General features: G+C 55.8%; 13 protein-coding genes and 1 pseudogene. 11 read left to right on the top strand and 3 right to left on the bottom strand.

Annotated features, from left to right (window positions below; all coding sequences use genetic code 11):
* Positions 1-51 precede the first annotated feature (51 nt).
* Positions 52-192, bottom strand: coding sequence for a hypothetical protein (locus AB0P14_RS06155; protein WP_363839103.1), 141 nt, complete (start codon positions 190-192; stop codon positions 52-54).
* Between AB0P14_RS06155 and AB0P14_RS06150 the strand changes: the two genes are divergently transcribed.
* Positions 191-1,204, top strand: coding sequence for an aminotransferase class I/II-fold pyridoxal phosphate-dependent enzyme (locus AB0P14_RS06150; protein WP_363839101.1), 1,014 nt, complete (start codon positions 191-193; stop codon positions 1,202-1,204). The genes AB0P14_RS06155 and AB0P14_RS06150 overlap by 2 nt on opposite strands.
* Here the strand turns inward: AB0P14_RS06150 and AB0P14_RS06145 are convergent.
* Positions 1,178-2,017: an IclR family transcriptional regulator gene (locus AB0P14_RS06145; RefSeq protein WP_363839099.1), complete on the bottom strand. Its 840-nt coding sequence runs from the start codon at positions 2,015-2,017 to the stop codon at positions 1,178-1,180. The two genes, AB0P14_RS06150 and AB0P14_RS06145, sit on opposite strands and share 27 nt — an antisense overlap.
* A 189-nt stretch (positions 2,018-2,206) precedes the next feature.
* Here AB0P14_RS06145 and AB0P14_RS06140 point away from each other — a divergent pair, with 189 nt between their 5' ends.
* From AB0P14_RS06140 to AB0P14_RS06095, 10 genes and pseudogenes are all read left to right on the top strand, one after another.
* Positions 2,207-2,782, top strand: a complete 576-nt coding sequence (locus AB0P14_RS06140; protein ID WP_363839096.1) for a YdcF family protein — start codon at positions 2,207-2,209, stop codon at positions 2,780-2,782.
* 506 nt (positions 2,783-3,288) lie between these two features.
* The gene (wecB, locus tag AB0P14_RS06135) at positions 3,289-4,431 is read left to right on the top strand and encodes a UDP-N-acetylglucosamine 2-epimerase (non-hydrolyzing) (RefSeq protein WP_363839381.1); all 1,143 of its coding nucleotides are present in this window, start codon (positions 3,289-3,291) and stop codon (positions 4,429-4,431) included.
* A 409-nt stretch (positions 4,432-4,840) separates the two neighbouring features.
* Positions 4,841-6,091 (top strand): hypothetical protein, encoded by a 1,251-nt coding sequence (locus tag AB0P14_RS06130; RefSeq protein WP_363839093.1) that lies wholly within the window; start codon positions 4,841-4,843, stop codon positions 6,089-6,091.
* A gap of 435 nt (positions 6,092-6,526) precedes the next feature.
* Positions 6,527-6,937, top strand: coding sequence for a hypothetical protein (locus tag AB0P14_RS06125; protein WP_363839090.1), 411 nt, complete (start codon positions 6,527-6,529; stop codon positions 6,935-6,937).
* On the top strand, positions 6,934-9,048 hold the full coding sequence (locus AB0P14_RS06120; RefSeq protein WP_363839087.1) for a glycosyltransferase: 2,115 nt from the start codon (positions 6,934-6,936) through the stop codon (positions 9,046-9,048). Before AB0P14_RS06125 ends, AB0P14_RS06120 begins: the two co-directional genes overlap by 4 nt.
* Positions 9,045-9,683 (top strand): hypothetical protein, encoded by a 639-nt coding sequence (locus AB0P14_RS06115; protein WP_363839084.1) that lies wholly within the window; start codon positions 9,045-9,047, stop codon positions 9,681-9,683. Before AB0P14_RS06120 ends, AB0P14_RS06115 begins: the two co-directional genes overlap by 4 nt.
* Entirely contained in the window at positions 9,680-11,056 is a 1,377-nt protein-coding gene (locus AB0P14_RS06110; protein WP_363839081.1) for a UDP-glucose/GDP-mannose dehydrogenase family protein, read from the top strand. Before AB0P14_RS06115 ends, AB0P14_RS06110 begins: the two co-directional genes overlap by 4 nt.
* Positions 11,057-11,583: 527 nt before the next feature.
* A pseudogene (locus AB0P14_RS06105) lies at positions 11,584-11,949 on the top strand (IS481 family transposase); the annotation flags it as partial.
* 422 nt (positions 11,950-12,371) lie between these two features.
* The gene (locus tag AB0P14_RS06100) at positions 12,372-14,615 is read left to right on the top strand and encodes a putative transposase (protein ID WP_363839072.1); all 2,244 of its coding nucleotides are present in this window, start codon (positions 12,372-12,374) and stop codon (positions 14,613-14,615) included.
* Positions 14,616-14,657: 42 nt separating this feature from the next.
* Positions 14,658-15,059, top strand: a complete 402-nt coding sequence (locus AB0P14_RS06095) for an ATP-binding protein (RefSeq protein ID WP_363839378.1) — start codon at positions 14,658-14,660, stop codon at positions 15,057-15,059.
* A 169-nt stretch (positions 15,060-15,228) separates the two neighbouring features.
* Here AB0P14_RS06095 and AB0P14_RS06090 read toward each other — a convergent pair whose 3' ends face one another.
* Positions 15,229-16,512: a hypothetical protein gene (locus AB0P14_RS06090; RefSeq protein ID WP_363839078.1), complete on the bottom strand. Its 1,284-nt coding sequence runs from the start codon at positions 16,510-16,512 to the stop codon at positions 15,229-15,231.
* Positions 16,513-16,675 lie beyond the last annotated feature (163 nt).

Genomic DNA, 16,675 nt, shown 5'->3' with positions numbered 1-16,675 from the left:
CGCGTCAAAGTCGGCCGAACGCCCATGGCCTGACCGTTCAAAGGCGAAGACCTAGTAATACTCCATCAACGCATCGGACTGTACACGCAGAGACTCCAGGGAACAGAAACCGCCATGCAGCAACAGGGCGGGATCTCCCGCACCGGTAACTTCCATATACAGCTCTTCCCCGTTGATACTCAGGTATGTCATGGGATCCCACCATCTTTCCGAACCGTTTTACGCGTTGCACTGCTGGGCCGTTCTGCCCGTCAGAGAGTACCACCGTGCCAGGCAGGGCGATCCCCTGATCACTGCGCTCAGCCGCGAGCTGGGCGTCGAGGTGGACCAGATCGCCACCGGCGCGGGATCCCTTGCCGTGCTGGCGCAACTGCTGACGGCGTACGCGGGTCCCGGCCGCGAGGTGGTGTTTGCGTGGCGCAGCTATGAGGCGTACCCCATCCTAGTCCGCCTCACGGGAGCCCGCGATATCCAGGTTCCGCTCACCGCCACCCACACGCACGATCTGCCAGCCATGGCCCGGGCCATCACCGCCGACACGGCTGCCGTCATCTCGTGCAGCCCCAACAATCCCACGGGCACCGTGCTGGATGCGGCGGAACTGACCACCATGCTGGCGCACATCCCCGCCCACGTGCTGGTGGTCCTGGACCATGCCTATCTGGAGTTCATGGACGACGCCGGATCCTCCTCCCAGCACAGCCTCTCCTTGCTCGCGGCTCACCCCAATCTGGTCCTGCTGCGCACCTTTTCGAAGGCGTACGGCTTGGCTAGGCGGCGGGCTGGCTATCTGGTGGCCCACCCCGGCATTGCGGCCGCGGTGCGGGCGGTCTCGCCTCCATTTGGCTTGAATAAGGTGGCTGAGGCTGCCGCTGTTGCCGCACTCGCGGACACGAAAGCACTGGAGGCGAATGTGGCAACGGTCCGCAACGGCAGGAGTGCCCTGCGCACTGACCTGGCCGCCCGCGGCATTGCCGTTCCCAGCAGCGGCGGGAACTTCCTGTGGCTTCCGGTGAGTGCCGGAGCTGCAGCACTGGCGGCTGCGTGCTCGGCTGAAGGCGTCAGCGTCCGCAGTTTTGCCGGCGACGGTGTGCGCGTCACGCTCGGTTCCCGGGATGCGGAGGCCGCGGTGCTGCGCGGTGTGGACGCGTGGTTGGGCAGCGCGGCCAAGGCCGTATCAGGCGGAGGGACGCAGCCGCCGTGAGATTTCCGTGGCGCAACGGGACACCTCGGGCAGCCATCGTTCCGCCAATTCCGCAACGTCAACGGTGCGCTCCTGAATTATGCCTTCTGCGGCGTTGCGGGCCGCGGCAGCCGGGCTGAGGGCAGGACGGTTGGCCACCGTCAGGGTCACACTGGCCACGGCCAGCCCGCTGCGGTCCAGCACGGGGACCGCGATGCTGGAGAAGCCGTCGGTGACCTCGTCCTGCTCCCATGAAAAGCCCCTCGCCCGGATTTGTACGAGCAGCTCATTCAGCGCGGGGACCGAATTGACTCCCGTCTCGTAGCGAGAAGGGAAGGCCTCGGGCCCTGGATACAGGGCGGCCAGCTGCTCAGCTGGCATGGCAGCCAGCATTGCGCGGCCACTCGCCGTCAGGTGGGCCGGCAGGCGAACGCCCGGATTTGTCACCAAGTCAGTCTGCCGTTTGGCCCGTTCCTCAATGACATAAATGACCTCACGCCCGTGCATGACGGCAAGGTGAGCCGTCCGCTTGGTCCGCTCCACCAGCTGCGCGAGGGGAAAGCGGGCCAGCCGCTGCAGCGGAGCCTGACGGGAGTATCCGGTACCGAGCTCGTGGGCGGTGACACCGAGGGCGTATTTGCGTTCCTCGGGAAGGTGCACCACAAAGCCGTCATCCACCAGGGCCGCCAGCAGGTGGTAGGTGGTGGAGCGGGGCAGGTCCACCTCGCGGGCAATGGCGGCAGCCCCCACGGGGCCTGCCTGTGCCGCCACATAGCGCAGCACGGACAGCACTTTCCTGGCGGCCGGAACCTGCGGCAAATTCTGTGTACCCATGCAGTCATGCTAACCCCGCTGCGCCTGTGCCATGTTCGCGGAGCACCTAGGCTCAGAGGCAACTCAGTCTGACGAGTTCGGTGGCACTGATCTATGTGTCAACGTTGAGCTAGCGCACCCGGATCAAGTTGGCTGGATGGAAGGGCTGTCGGCACAGTATGCTCATGCTGTGCCGGTTAGAATGAGTCAATGCCTGCACTCCGCCTACCACGCAAGAGAACCGTATTCATTACGGTCGGCATTCTTGTCACTCTTTTCGTAGCTTGGTTGATCGCCGCATCACAGTTGTTCTATAACGTCACCACCACAGCACCTAAGCAGGCGGACGCCGTGGTGATGTTGGGTGGAGCTAGCAAGGAACGGCTATTGGATGCAATGATGCTGCGAGCTGATCTCAAGGCACCTTACCTGGTGATTTCGAACACGGGCACTCCGGGCAATGCCAGCGCTGACGACTATTGCAAGACGCACAGCAACAAGGTCATCTATCCAGACGTAATCTGTTTTACGCCAGAGCCAATGGACACTCGGGGGGAAGCAACTTCGCTCGGCCATCTGGCGGCGGAATATCAATGGGACAGCGTGGCGGTCGTAACGTCTAAGTACCACGTCGCACGGGCCGGGATGCTGATGGACCAATGCGTGGATTCGGAGGTCACGATGGTCCCCACCACCCCCCAATTCTCCACTTGGCAATGGCTAAGGCGTTTCGTTATAGAAACGGGGGGGCTGATCGACGTGAATTTGAGGCTTCAGTGTCGGTAACCTTAACCCGAGTTAGGATTGTCCACGTGCCCCTCGGGCTGGATGGACAATCGAAGGAAATTGAATGCTCAACTCCGAGCACCGGAGTTCAGAAGGAGGTCGAACTATGGAGCCCAACAGCTACGCATCAGCCGGCCGTCACATGAATCAACGTTTTCGCTCCACAGTTTCGGCAAGCCCTCAAAGTACACAGCTCCCTCCTGTGAACTTGGTCAAAGAGTGGATAGCCGAGTCTGAACGACTGGCTTCCGCCGGACCTGAGGATATTCGGGCAGACCGAACAATCCCGATGGCAGCTCCGAACAGCACTCCCCTAGAGTTGGACGCCGTTGCACGAAAGATGCTTTCAATTGACCAACGCGAGCTCACACATCGGCGAAAGAAGCGCGTTGCCGCAGCCCTGGCCGTGAGTGTCATCACAACTATCCCACTATTGTTGATCGCGCTTCTCTTCTTTGTCTGAAGTAGACTCTTTGAGGAATGTCCACCAAAGTGAGGAAAACATCGTGCCAACTATTATGCCCATATTCGGCACTCGCCCTGAGGCAATTAAGATGGCACCAATCGTTACGGCTCTTCAAGCCGACGATCGATTCGATTGCATAGTTACTGTCACTGGACAGCATCGCGAAATGCTGGACCAAGTCAACGAACTGTTCGGGATTACCCCCGATCATGATCTTGACATTTTGCAGCCAGGCCAAACCCTTTCTGACATCCTCACGCGCACGATCAATGGGTTGGACAAATTGTTCGCAGCCTCTAAGCCGGATGCTGTAGTTGTTCAAGGAGATACCACAACGTCAACGGCTGGGGCCATTGCCGCTTTTTACCGAGGAATCCCCGTCATTCATGCTGAAGCTGGGCTACGGAGCCACAACCTCTACTCACCATTCCCTGAGGAAGCTAACCGCAAGATTACCTCGCAAATAGCTAGCCTCCATCTAGCGCCGACCAGCACAAGCAAGGCAAACTTGCTGGCCGAAGGCGTGAAGGAAGCAGACATTGTTGTCACTGGCAACACCGTCATCGATGCCCTGTTGACAACCGTAGATAAGCAGATTCCATTCACAGATCCTGCTTTGGAAGAACTGGCGTTGAACGGGAAAAGGATCCTGCTCGTCACCACCCACCGGCGCGAGAACCAGGGTGATGCAATGCGCGGAGTGGGCAGAGCGCTAGCCCGCATTGCCAAGGCAGAACCTGATCTGATCATCGTCCTTCCGGCACACAAGAACCCAGTCGTTAGGGAAGCAGTTCTGCCCGCAATTGAGGGCTTGTCCAATATCATCGTCACCGAGCCCCTGGCTTACGGTGAATTTACACGCATGCTATCAATTGCGACGGTTGTACTTACTGACTCCGGCGGAGTTCAGGAAGAAGCGCCGAGCCTAGGCAAACCCGTTTTGGTTATGCGCGACAACACTGAGCGTCCAGAGGCCGTAGTCGCCGGCACAGTAAAGCTGATTGGTACAGATGAAGAGACAATCGTCGAAGAAACCACCCGATTGCTGAATGACCCCGATTACTACGATTCGATGGCCAATGCCGTGAACCCCTACGGTGATGGACACGCAGCTGCTCGCACCGTTGCCGCCGCAGCATTCCTTCTAGGCGCTGGAGAGCGCATGGGCGAATTCGACTCGTAGAATGCATTTAGCCTTAGATCTTCAAAACCACATTCAAATTAATGTCGAATCACTCAGTATATGAATTTCGCCAAAGCCAGCTGATGACCGAGAGGTTCAAGTGTACAAGATAGACATAGGACACCTTCAAACCCCTGACACGGGCCGTCTAATACTTCGACTAAAATCAAGCGTCACCGGCGAAGTTAAATCCAAGTTATTGAATCGCAAACACCCAACAATTATCGACAGTAATTTCTTACCGGGACCTGAGAATGAAGTTGTGGCCTGGATTGAAGACCAACAAGGCCCTGAGACACGAGTCGCAGTATCGCCTCGCAGCCGAATTTCAAGTCTTCGACAGATAGCGAACTTGGAAATATGGCTCAGGAATCCGGGGTCTGCCTGTAGCGCCAAGGATGCTGACGACATGGCAGAAATTCTCCACCATTGGGAGTTTATCGGCATAGTCAACCTGGAGAATCGATTAACCAGAATTGTCAATGATTCCCTAAGGCGAATACATCGGCTCAAGAAACTAGATGAAACTTCAAAACTGGTTTCTATTTGCAGAGCCTATCGAAAATTAACTCCAATTAACGACTCTCTCCCGGGCAATCTGGTCAGCGGCCTAGAGTCAATTATCGAAATCCACACTCTTCTTGCCCAACATCCCATGCAATCCCAAGAGTTAGTTCGCCACCCGAATACCAGTAGCATCCTTTCGGAAAACCTGCGTAAAGCCATGGAGGGATCTTGGATCTACACTTCGGGTACCGCAGAAAATAGTACTCTTGGCCTAGTTTCACGAGGATACATTACGAGCCTACTTGAGGGCCGGTCGTCTGGCTCCAGAGTAATTGCGGACGCAGTGGTTAAGCGATCAGCGACCGTCGCCAAATTTGGAATGGACATAGGAGCTATGACCTACGGCACTGTGGGTGAAGCGCATCAATACAAAACTCCGGGGATTCTTTGGCATTCCGCGAATTATAGCACCAACTCAACAGTAACTGTTTTATATTCAGGAAATGTAGCGTTCCTAAGACGGTATCTAGGTCGAATATTTTTTTATCTAATCGCTCAACCACAACTCTCAGCTCATATTCACATCGTTGCAGATTCAGCTGAGGCACTATCTTTCATCACCGAAGCGGATTCCCTTCTAATGGCGATGCACAGTTTCGCCGGTCGAGATTCTGATGTGCCAAGTATTGCCTGGTCGTCATCGGTTCCCCCCGAAGCAATAGGCAACCTCATCACCTACTTCGCGTGCGCTCGCTATCTCGTAGCCCTAGACGTCATGACCAAACATGACAGTGCTATCTGGATTCAAGACGTCGATTTGTTTCCAACGTCACCGATTACCAACACCAAAGATTCCCTTGACTTGTTCGATGTGGCACTAGTTCAATCTGATGGCCTCAATTTCATGGCCCCATGGCGCCGCTATCTGGCTGGCAATGTGTATATTAATCAGACTGATAACGCGAGAGAGTTCTTGCGGTTCGTCTCGGAATACATAACATTTTTTCTTTCCAGGGAGCACAGTTGGATGCTGGATCAGAACGCACTCGACTGGGCCGTTGAAAAATGTTCAGATTATGTCCGCATTGGAAATATGAAACATCTTAATATTAACCTCACACAGTCCATCATGAATTCGGCCATTGAGAGTTGATATTCGTATCGAGGACCATCTCTCGAGCACTCAGGTCGGAAAATTTATTCCATGGCTTTTATATCGATGTACCAACTTCCACGCGACCCGCCAACCTTCTACCTTGGTTAAGTACACGGCTCATGGCCCAGACTGGAGACGACGTCTCCAGAGAAATTGAATCCCTGGCATCCTATAGTGTCGATACGGAGTGGGTCCGCACACTTAGCCAAAGGGTTCTCGTGGCCTACCGAATGTCCGACTTGCCAACGGAACCTGACTTGAAAATGTCCGGTTTCCCGCACAGCATGACAGTGTTCTAGAGGGCCTAAGACTGTTTTTCTTGAGTCTTTAACTGAATAGTCAATGAGTGGGTTAGAATCTTTCTGGCGGCGAGCAGATTCATTGACTCAGATATCCAACCGCTGTCGCAGCCTAAGACTAGAAAGTTCGACGATGACCGGAATCGATCAAGATCCATTAATATACAGTGCGCTAAGAAATGACTTAGACCTCAATGTTGTTTTTGCCTACAAGGTGCCCGTACTCGCCAAATCATTGGTTGCCGCATTTAAGTGGCTCCCAGAAAACGCTAGCGTGCACGCGGATCTCGATCTTTCTTGGTCGGGTGGGTTAAATAGCTATTTTTCCTATGCTCCAGGGGCTGACACCGCTGGCCTTCGTCGGGGGCCAACGATCAGTTTGCCAGGTCCAGGTCGGCTTGAGATTCGATTGTTGAATTGGCCGGCAAAGACACCTGCGCAAATTGATGTGATAAGTGGGCTATTTGCCGCCAAGACGGTTTCAGCAACCGGTACCCCGTTCATTGGGTTACAACGAATTCGTGGAAATGGACGCAACTCATGAGCGCCAATATTGATGTTTCAGTTGTCATCGGATTCAGGAATTGGGGATTACGTCGTTTACAACTTGCCGTTAAGAGCATTCAAGAATCATTTGGCAGTATCAACGGCGAGGTCATCGTTTCTGACTACGGATCCGACGACGGCCAAGTAACCCAAGAAGGTATCGAGTCCGTTGGCGCACGATACGTCTATACACCTACGGACGGTAGGTGGTCTCGCTCGCGTGCCTTGAATGCCGGTTTCGCCAAGGCAAAAGGTTCGGTACTTGTTTCAACGGACGCGGACATGATCTTCAGTCCTCGATCATTTGAGATAATCGGCAAAACGCTCATCTCCGATCCGATGCTCTGCCTATTGCTGCAGTGTCGTGATCTTCCCGAAGGATGGAGCGACCTTGAGGTAGAAGCCGCGGGATTCGCATGGGAAACGTTTGACAGCATCTCGCGGCTCCGTCCCCGATGGGGGATGGGCGGCATGATGGCTGTTCACCGTGACGTGTATTCGCGCATACGTGGCCTTGATGAACGCATGCATACATATGGCGGGGAGGATATTGATTTCGCGACTCGAGCCAAGCGTTCCGGTCAACGGCTTCTTTGGGTTGAGGATCCAGATGTTCGGATGTACCACATGTGGCACCCGCCAACCAAGGCGCTGGTGGAGGTGTCACAGGAGGCTCGCGACGCAATTGAATACAACAAGGACATCGTATATAACGACAAATCGTTCGTAAGGAATACGAGCAATTGGATTCATCGTTTAGAGGGAGCCGCGCCGCTCGTTTCCGTGGCCATAGCCACTCACAATCGTGCCGAGTATCTGTTCGAGAGCATCACATCTGTACTCGGTCAGACCATGCAGGACTTTGAAATAGTTATAGTCGACGATGGATCAACGGATGAGACTCGCGAAGTCGTTGCAGAATTCAACGACTCCCGCATCAAATACTTCTATCAAGACCAAGCGGGTGTGGCTGCTGCCCGAAACCGGGCTGCAGACGAATCCCTAGGCGCATACACCGCCGTCCATGACGACGACGACTTGATGACGCCTTGGCGCCTTCAGTCGCAACTTGATGCCCTTGAAACGGGCCTTCATGGTACTTTCGGAGCCTTCGTCAATTTCGACAATGCTTCTGGTGCCATGACGCTCTTCAGGGCCAAGGCGCTGAACGCCGGAACGATCAACGAAACCGGTGGTGCCCCAGGCCATGGAACGTGGTTGCTCGAAACGAAAGTTCTGCAACGCCTAAGATACGACGAATCACTTTCTAGCGGCGTTGACAACAACTTGGCGTTAAGATTGGTTCGCTCCGGATTCCGCTTTGCCCACTCCGGCGAAATCGTAATGATGCGCCGTATGCATCCGGGCCAGATCACAGTATCCGACGAACATACCCAAAAGTTGGCCGCGAGACAGACTCGTCACGTGTTTTCGTTTGGAACCTCAGTTTGGGGTTCCACCAAGATGAAGGAGCAACGCGGCGCAAGTGACTGGACTAAAATTCGACTCGCGGATAATTTGGATGCCCTGCTGCCTTTCCTTCCCGACCACCTTGTAACGCGCCGGGCAGCTTCACCGCAACTTGTGACCGAAGCTAAGAAGTCTGATCGTCCCCAGGTTTTCGAAGAGGGCAACGCGTTAGGTTCATTAATGTCCTCAGGACCAATTTCAGCCGTGAATCTCGCAAGACTAACCTCAACGGGTGAAGCCCCGGAACTGATCGCAGAACTCAAAGCCCAAACGATAGAAGTCGGCAACTTTGACGAGATTGAGAACCCTGCTGACACCATAAACGATTACCTCGCGGACTCGGCCCGTGCGCTCCTACTCGAAGTTGGAGGGAACGAAGCCGTTGTTGTGGCCGTTTGCGGGTCACCGTGGGAAATAAATGCGATCCTTGGTGAGAACGATTTCGTCACAACTTCCCGCGAGATTCAATATCGGGCCACTACGCAATCATTTACCTTCCTCGTGGATAAAACGGGCCGGGAGTGGGCGGCTTGGGTGGCACTCGGAGAAATTGACGTGCAGAGTGTCACCGCGATTCACGGGGTCAACATTTACCCATCTGTACTCAATAGCCCGGCTGAAGAAGGAATCAAAGCATGATCATCAAATGGCTGAGTGAGTTTGACGGTCAGTCTGGGTTCTTCGTTGAACCAACTGACTACGATGGCACTCCCGTCATCACTAACCTCTGGATGGACTCCGCTCCAAAAGTGCGGCACTGGGACCGACAGGCGATTGCCGCCTATTTGGTATTCGGTTCTACGTTCGGCGGTCCAGTGACGATGCCGCACAAGTTCTCGCCAGCCGTTGCGAACGCAATGAAGGCACTTTCAACCCCAATCCAACTCGATCTGCAGCCCATCGAGTACTACCCTAAGGCTTTACCTACCGGTGAAGGCAGGCTTGTACTGGTTCGGAACGGGCCTGTTCCCGAACGCCTTCTAAATCCCGCAAATCAGAGCGATTCCTACCTGGAGATTGTTCGTTCAGATAAAGCCAGCGGGGCCATACGCAGAATCAATGGGCTGACTGTCGCGTCTAACGCATGGCTACACCAGTCGACAACTGGACTGGCTTCCTGGTATCCGTTTATCGCCATGGCATGCCTATTCGCCGAAGACCTAGACGCCGGAACCATTGTGATTCCTGAAGCAATCGACACTTCATTGCAAGAATGGAAAGACCTGAGCTACCTACTTTCAACAGCCCGCCTTGGGCTAGAGAGTGCACTATGAAAAACTCATCAGATATGACCACATCCAGGCCCCGGCTGACGGTGATCGGCACCGGATACTTGGGTGCCACACATGCAGCTGCTATGGCCGAACTCGGGTTTGAAGTCATGGGGGTTGATGTTGATCCCGACAAGATTGATCGGCTCAGCCAAGGCATACTCCCATTCCATGAACCGGAACTGCCCGAGCTGCTCACTAAACACCTTAGTACCGGGCGTCTCAGATTCACGACGTCCATCGAGGAGGCCGGTGCATTTGGGGACATCCACTTCATCGCTGTGGGTACACCTCAGAAAGACGGTGAAGGAGCCGCAGACCTGTCATATGTGGACGCCGCCGTCGAGGCCATTGCGAATGCTGCCACACATAACTGCGTCATCGTTGGGAAATCAACCGTACCGGTTGGTACTGCCCGTCGGCTCCAAGCTCTTGTCGAGAAAGTCAAGAAAACAAATGTCGAGATCAGTTTTGCCTGGAATCCTGAGTTTTTGCGAGAAGGCTTTGCAGTTCAAGATACCCTCGCGCCAGACCGGCTTGTCGTGGGGACCAACAGCGACTTGGCGATAACCGCTTTGAGGTTCGTGTATCAGGACGCACTTTCCCGGGGCACTCCCTTCATTGCGACGGACTTTGAGACGTCGGAATTGGTCAAAGTGGCCGCAAATGCTTTTTTGGCAACGAAAATCTCGTTCATCAACGCTTTTTCAGAAGTTACTGAAAAAGTCGGCGGCGACATTCGCACGCTCGCCGACGCAATCGGTCATGACGCCCGTATTGGCCGGCGCTTCCTCAATGCAGGTGTTGGTTTCGGAGGTGGCTGTCTCCCCAAGGACATTCGGGCTCTTCAAGCGCGTGTAGGCGAACTGGGCCTAGACCACACTATGGCCTTCTTGCACGAGGTGGATAGCATCAATCTTCGAAGACGAGAACGTGTCATTGATGTTGCCCACTCGCTGCTGAACGGGGTGAACGAGAAGAAGATTGCTATTTTAGGTACGACATTCAAACCGAATAGCGACGATGTTCGCGATTCACCCGCACTAGACATCGCGGCCCGGTTATATGGGCAAGGGGCTGACGTTCGAGTGTTTGATCCTAAGGGTATGGAGAACTCGGCCAAACGATTCCCCAGGCTTACATACAGCCGCTCACTCGTCGATGCTGTTGAAGGAGCAGACCTGGTCTTGTTATTGACTGAGTGGGAGGAATTCCGCAAAATGGATCCCAACCATATTGGAGGTCTGGTGGGTTCCAAGGTTATTGTTGACGGGCGTAATGTGCTCGACGTAGTTGAGTGGGAATCGGCTGATTGGCAATATCATGCACTCGGACGGAAGTCGATCCACGCTAATCCCAGCATATTGGCCACGTAGCCGCGAAGGAAATAGTGAGCCCGAAAAACCGGTCTGGCAACATTAGGTCAAATCGGATCCTGCCGTTTTGAAACCTAAGCTGCCATCTCACTTTTCGATACACCCCCTTTTGTTTAGCCGGGAGGTGTCTTAGGGGCTCTTCGTGGTTCGTGGGGATTCGGATTTCCACGAACCACGAAGAGTCACTAAACGATCGCGGAGGCTTCCTGTGGAGCGTGCCATGGCGGGGATTTGGGCGGTGAATTCAAAGAACGACAGCCGCTCCCGCGCTGGCTCTTGGCACTACCATGGGTACTTACGCCACAAGTGGCGGATAGCCCTATTTGGTACTGCTCGTCCACGTAGTTGGTGTGTAATCTCGCTACATCGTGGACAGTGAATCTCACCTCTTCGTGGACACAGGGTCTCAATACTTTGTATGTCCTGTCTCATCACTTCGGGGACACACGATCTCATGACATCGGAGACACCATGTCTCAGCACATCGGAGACACTTTTATCGGTGCGTTGGCGACGATAGTCATTGCATGACGAACTCTCTTTCACCTCAAACTCGCGCCGCCATCATCAACTACGTTCCGACCCAGCCTCATGCACTCTCAGTCATGGAGTTTTGCCGTTCGGTCAAGATTTCCCGCAGCGTTTTCTACAAGATCCGCGGGCGTGCCCTCCATGAGTCCACGGCGGCCCTTCACCCCCGTTCCCGTGCACCGAAGACTCCGGCCCGTAAATATGGCCCCGCGGTTATCAACGAGTTGGTGAAGATCCGCAAGCAACTCAAAGCCGATGGTTGGGACTACGGCCCACGCTCGATCTACTACGAAGCGAGCCAGCAGGAGACGTTCCCGGGCGGGAAGGTTCCCTCGGTCGCGACGATAGCCCGCCTGTTATCCTGAGTATTTGAGGCTTTGAGCACCACCTAATCGTGCGGTTCAGCACCAGCGTTCGTGCGAGAGAGCGCCAGTGGTGGTGTGGCTGGGAACCACCGGCGCCCTCCGTCATGGATTACGAGGCGGCTTGTGCGGTGTGCTCTCTCATGTTGTAGGTGCCGGTCTCGACCCCAGGGCTCTGGACACGGTAGCGGTGGGGTCTCAGGCCTCCGGACATCACGATTTAATTGATGAGAGCCGGGGTCTGATGGCGTATTTGAGGATCAGGTCAGTCCCCAGGCCTCTGGACACGGTGACGCTGGGGCCTTTGTAGTTCGTTGAATTGCCGCGGTTCTTACTGTGGCCCGGGCTGTTAATTCCACTCATCTTGTGAGATAATAAGGGTGTGATGATTTTCTGGGTGGGTGGGTGAAACAATGGTTTCAATGACCACCCAAACTGCCCTTCCCCTGCTGCCGGATCTCGGCGCCGTGCCCGTGGGCGAGCATGCAGCCCTGCTGGAAAACGAGTTGGGCGGAAAAGTCTTCATCAACGGGCAGTTGGCCTATGTATGGGGTGCCGGCCAGGACGGGTTGCGCCGTCTGGCGGCTTCGCAGCTTGTCGATACGGGCGCGGCCCAGGTCAACGAGGTTGCGGCTGGTTTCGGCGTGAACACGGAGTCATTGCGGCGCTGGCGCAAGTCCCTTGAAGGTGCAGGCCTGATGGGTTTGGCGCCGGTGAAGAAGGGGCCCAAGCGCCCGTCCCTGCTCACGGATGCGAAAGCGGCAGAAATCCGTGATGTTCGTGCCGGCGGGGCGAGCCTGCGGGCGACCGCCGAAGCGACCGGGGTTTCCACTGACACGGTCCGGCGCGCCATGGCCATGACCTCCATGACGGAAACTTCGGCCGCTGAATCTTCCCAGAATACTGGGGTGCCCCTTGAGCCGGCGGAACAGCTGCCACTGCCTGTGCTGCCGGCACCGGTCACCCGTGACGGGGAGCGGGCAGCGGCACGTTCCGGACTCCTGGGCTGCGCAGCCCCGGTGTTTGCCCCGGCTGCCCGCATCCGCCATGCTGGCTTGTTTTTGGCGGTGCCGGCCCTGGAAACCACCGGCCTGCTGGCCTGCGCCAGGGAGGTGTATGGGTCTTTGCCGGATGGGTTTTACGGGCTCGACAGCATCCTGATCGACGCGGTCCTGCGGGCTTTGGCTGGGGAGGCCCGGGCCGAGGGAGCTACCCGCTTCGACCCGGTGGAGCTGGGCCGAGTGCTGGGGTTGGACCGGGCACCGGAAGTGAAAACGATCCGCCGCCGCATCTCCCAGCTGGCCGAGGCCGGCAAGGCCCAGGTGCTGATTGCTGCCCTGGCCAAACACCACCTCACAGCCATGGGGCCGGGCGATGAGGATCTGGCCGCGGTGCTCTATGTTGACGGGCATGTGCGCGCCTACCAAGGCACCAAAAGAATCGGAAAGCTGTACTCGACGAGGTTGAAGTTCCCGGTCCCGGCGACCGAGGAAACCTGGGTCACCGACGCCCAGGGTTCCCCCGTGTTCGTCGTCATGGCCGCCCCCGGCGCTTCGCTGGCCGGTGAGCTCCGCACCCTCCTGCCCGAACTACGCACAGCCGTAGGGGATGAGCGGCGCGTGCTGGTTGGTTTTGACCGTGGCGGCTGGTCACCGGACCTGTTCAAACACATGGATGAGAAGGGGTTTGATGTGCTGACCTGGCGCAAAGGCGCCAGCAAAGACGTGGCAGAGGATCTCTTCAAAGAGGTCTCCCACACCGACGAAAATGGTGAGGAGAAGACCTGGTCGGTGGCGGACACTCTCGTTGACCTGTCCCTGGCCACGACTGCGAAGACCGGGGAAGTCCTCTCGATTCGGCAGCTCAGCCGCATCGTGGCGGCAACAGGCGGCGGGACCCGGCAAATCCACATCCTCACCACCGACAAGACCATGGGGGCCGGGGAAGTGGTGTATCGGATGGGAGCGAGATGGCGGCAGGAAAACCAGTTCCGCTACGCCCGCATGCACTTCGATCTTGATTCCCACGACTCCTACACCAGCACCGGTGACGATGAGGGCAGGATGGTGCCGAACCCGGCCAAGAAAAAGGCCTACCAAAAAGTTGTTGCCGCCAGGAATGCCCATGCCGAGGCCGCCGCGATCGCCGATATCAACCTGATGGCCCTGAAAACCCCGGAAGAAGGCAGAAATGAACTTGCTGTCACGGTCACCAGTGCCATGCACAACCAGGCCATGGCGCCGCTGTGGGAGGCAGAAAACGCCCTGATCGCGGCCGAGAAGGCGCATAAGGGCATTCCGGCGAAGCTGCGGCTCGGTGAGCTGAACCCCGGCCAGCAAGTCCTGGACACCGAGGTGAAGCTGATCCATCACGGCATCCGGATGGCCGCCTACAACACCGCGATGACCATCGCCCGGGAGATCCGCACCAACACCGGCTACAAACGCGCCACCCAGGAAGCCCACGCACTCATGCGCCAGGCCTTCAACCAGACCGGCGACATCGATCCCACCGCCCCCGGCTACCTCACGATCACCCTGGACCCGCTGCCGACCAAGGCGAAAACCGCGGCCGTCGCCGAGCTCTGTGCCCACCTCACGGCAACCGAAACACGCTACCCCGGCACCGAGCTCATTCTGCGCTACAAAATCAAGAACCACGCCTAACAACCCACAACAATTACCTCACCATGACCGGAGTCCTGGGCCCTGGGCCAGCAAGCCGTCGAGGAAGGCCTGCGCGTGGCCTGGTTCCGGCTCGAGGACCTCGGCCAGCTCATCCGAGCCCACCGCACCGACGACAGCGTCACGAAAGCCATCAACCGGGTACTGCGCGCCGATCTGGTCGTGGTCGATGACATTGGTCTGCTGCCCGTGGGAACCGACGCTGCCGAGGGGCTTTACCGGGTCGTGGATGCTGCCTACGAGAAACGCTCCATTGCGATTTCCTCCAACCTGCACCCGGCCGGTTTCGATGAGCTCATGCCGAAAACCTTGGCGACGGCGACGGTGGACCGGCTACTGCATCATGCCCACGTCTGCCAGACCAGTGGCGACTCCGTCAGGCTGACCCAAGCCCTGGCAGGAAAGGGAGTGGCACAAATGAGCTAAAACAATGGAACGGAATGGCCAACCACAAATCTATATTTGCGGGCAGATCTCATGGCCATATCCGGGCATTTTTACTGGCCAGCAGCGGGCAGATAACCTGGCCGCTGGTGGGCAGAAGCTCATGGCCCTTGACAAGCCTCTCGATAAATTGCATACAGATTCCGCAGATTTAATTTGGGCGTTCTGAACGTGTATCCTTCGTAAGAATCTTGCCGATGATAAGTCTCTTCAACGAGTTCGGAAAATATTTACTAAATCTACTTAATTTTCTCTGAATCTGCAGATAGGGATTATCTGCGTGTTTATTTTTTAGCGACTGGACGCTCCGTTGCAAAATACTATTGTCTGATCTAAGTTTTACGTTCTCTTCTTCGAGCTCTAAGAGTGAACTTTCAACATCGAGGGCGCGTTTGTATAAGATTTTCTGCTTGTCGAGTGCGATACTAGCCGTCATGACGGCTTGCTTTTGTTGTTGTTTGCTCTCGTTCAATCTTAGTTGGATCTGTTCATATTCTTCTTCGGTCTTCTGCATGCTGAAAGCGACATCGGGGTACTTTAGCAGTGCGGAGTTCGTGGCACGGTGTCGAGGTAAGAAACCAGCACTAATAATTGCCGATTCAGTGTCAATGTCTTGAGCCAGTTGAGATACTATTCTCCGTACCTGGTGAGCTGGGATCCCGCCGTGGCCCAGTTTGTCCATTGAGAACTGCAACTTCAATCGAGAATCCTCAGGAGTTGCTTCTAGAAACGGAAATAGTTGTAGGTTTAAAAACCAGGGGTCTAGTAAGTTGTGGTAGATCAAAAGATCGTGGTTGAAAGGCCCATCTTTGAGCGCGCTAATTTCTATCGGACCGTAAGGGGCAAGGAACTGGCGGTCGTCATCGGTGAGTTGTCCTGAAAAGAGCCGATTATGACAATTGTTAAAGTATTTGCGCAACGGTCTTTCTGACCATCGTTCGAGGCTGAGTCGAGGATTGCAAATGAGTGCGATCGAGTCAGGAAAGTCATGGGCTAAATGTGCGGCAGCAAATCCGCCGCCAGATCCACCAAACATAATTGTTCGAGTACCCCCGAGGGAGACCACTACGTGCCGGATAAGGTCGGAGAGCACGCTCCGGAGAGGGCCGGTGTGTGAATTTCCTAAGTACCATGCAACCGTGATCTCGCCCATGTTCATGGAAGGGTCTGCCACTGCAATCAAATTTACGCCAGTATCTTCAGCGAGAGCACGTCCTCCAAAGGCCGGCGTATGCTTTGCCTTTGAGCTAAGGGCGCCAGAGAACACCACAAGCGTAGTCGATGAGCCCCGGTCCTTGACCAATAAATCCAGTATCTGTCCGTTGTACTGGATGGCATGCGCGCCACTCGTCGTCCGCATACCAAAGAAGAGTTCTGGGGACTCGTAGTCAAAGCAGTCGACATTCCATCGACTCAGATTTCTAACTCGTTGCATACAAGCCACTATATATTGTCCAAGCCAACTAGCCAGGGTGTGTGTAAAGTCGTTTGGCTGGTATTGAGACTGGCGAGTTTGAGGGCGCAGCACAGGTCAGTTGCGGGCGCCGCGGGCGGCTTTGGCAAGGCTATTTTAACCTTCGAGCCGCCGGATCGAGATG

Source organism: Specibacter sp. NPDC078709 (assembly GCF_040686795.1).
Classification (GTDB): Bacteria; Actinomycetota; Actinomycetes; order Actinomycetales; family Micrococcaceae; genus Specibacter.
Note: the sequence above shows the minus strand (reverse complement) of the source record. Positions and strands in the feature narration are given on the sequence as shown.

Coding starts and splice junctions, on each gene's coding strand:
- AB0P14_RS06140 (WP_363839096.1), top strand. CDS start 2,207: ATGCCTGCACTCCGCCTACCACGCAAGAGAACCGTATTCATTACGGTC.
- AB0P14_RS06110 (WP_363839081.1), top strand. CDS start 9,680: ATGAAAAACTCATCAGATATGACCACATCCAGGCCCCGGCTGACGGTG.
- AB0P14_RS06155 (WP_363839103.1), bottom strand. CDS start 192: ATGACATACCTGAGTATCAACGGGGAAGAGCTGTATATGGAAGTTACC.
- AB0P14_RS06145 (WP_363839099.1), bottom strand. CDS start 2,017: ATGGGTACACAGAATTTGCCGCAGGTTCCGGCCGCCAGGAAAGTGCTG.
- AB0P14_RS06115 (WP_363839084.1), top strand. CDS start 9,045: ATGATCATCAAATGGCTGAGTGAGTTTGACGGTCAGTCTGGGTTCTTC.
- AB0P14_RS06130 (WP_363839093.1), top strand. CDS start 4,841: ATGGCAGAAATTCTCCACCATTGGGAGTTTATCGGCATAGTCAACCTG.
- AB0P14_RS06100 (WP_363839072.1), top strand. CDS start 12,372: ATGACCACCCAAACTGCCCTTCCCCTGCTGCCGGATCTCGGCGCCGTG.
- AB0P14_RS06120 (WP_363839087.1), top strand. CDS start 6,934: ATGAGCGCCAATATTGATGTTTCAGTTGTCATCGGATTCAGGAATTGG.
- AB0P14_RS06150 (WP_363839101.1), top strand. CDS start 191: ATGGGATCCCACCATCTTTCCGAACCGTTTTACGCGTTGCACTGCTGG.
- AB0P14_RS06125 (WP_363839090.1), top strand. CDS start 6,527: ATGACCGGAATCGATCAAGATCCATTAATATACAGTGCGCTAAGAAAT.
- AB0P14_RS06090 (WP_363839078.1), bottom strand. CDS start 16,512: ATGCAACGAGTTAGAAATCTGAGTCGATGGAATGTCGACTGCTTTGAC.